At 38.3% G+C, this 1,017-nt stretch carries 1 pseudogene; it reads right to left on the reverse strand.

Features of this window, described 5'->3' with window-relative positions:
• Nucleotides 1–895 (reverse strand): annotated as a pseudogene (locus tag Q5691_RS27640) (IS5 family transposase); the annotation flags it as partial.
• Nucleotides 896–1,017: the final 122 nt, after the last annotated feature.

Consider the following 1,017-nt stretch of genomic DNA (forward strand, 5'->3'; position numbering starts at 1 on the left):
ATCGGGCGGATGTGTGGTTGTGTTAAACTTACTATTCGGTCATCTATACTGTTTTTTTTGTTTTCATACATCCATAATTGTTGACGGTAGACTTCTGTTGCCACTAACAGCATTCTATAATAATATTTCCTCAGAGACTGTAGCTCTCCCATACCATCGATATGAGCTAAATTTCTTTTGATATATTGGAGTTGTTTTTTAATCGCTTTTCTTCGTACTTTTCGTGATGGTTTCCGGTTTTTTGCTACTGTTAAGTATGCTTTTCTGGCTGTGTTTCGATAGGTTCTTGGTTTTTTTTTTCGGGTGATTTAATTTGAGTGTGTAGAGCATCTATGATTTTTTCGGTATATTCCCTCCCTTGATTTAATAGTCCTAAGTCTGTCGGATATTTTATGTCTGCTGGAGCACAGGTTGCATCTAATATTAATTTTCCTTGATTTTTGTGTTCACTTATTCCTGATGACTTTTTTTCGACTTCCTCTCCTGGCAGTTCTGTCTGCTCTTTCACCATTTTTTCGTTAATTTTATTGATGAGGTTGACACCTATTCTTTGCCGAAAATGAACGAACATTGATGAGTCAAAGGGTGAAGCATCACTATAAGTAGTCATGCCTATAAAGTATTGTAGGTATGGGTTTTCTCTTATTTGTTCTACTGTTTCGGAGTCACTTGCTCCTAACCTTTATTTAATTATTAATGCCCCTAATGCTATCCGAAACGATTTCGCTGGTGCTCCTGTTGAGACTGTAAAATTTTGAGCATATTCGGCTTCAAATTCTGACCACGGAATTATTTTGGCCATGATTACCCAACGATTATCCTCTGACAATTTCCCCTCGAAGGGCAGGTCAAAGTTGGATGGTGGGTTTGGGCTTGGGTCAACTTTTCGGTACATTACGAAAGTGATGCTGTACTAGGCTTTTGACTGATTTTAGCTCAGAATCTTACACATGCTCAGCGCTGTCAGGAGCCAAAGTCTTTTGATGTAAGGGTTTTAGGCTTTTTCAGCAAGCCCTA

Origin of the sequence: Microcoleus sp. w1-18aA5 (assembly GCF_036701705.1) — a bacterium.
Classification (GTDB): Bacteria; Cyanobacteriota; Cyanobacteriia; order Cyanobacteriales; family Microcoleaceae; genus Microcoleus.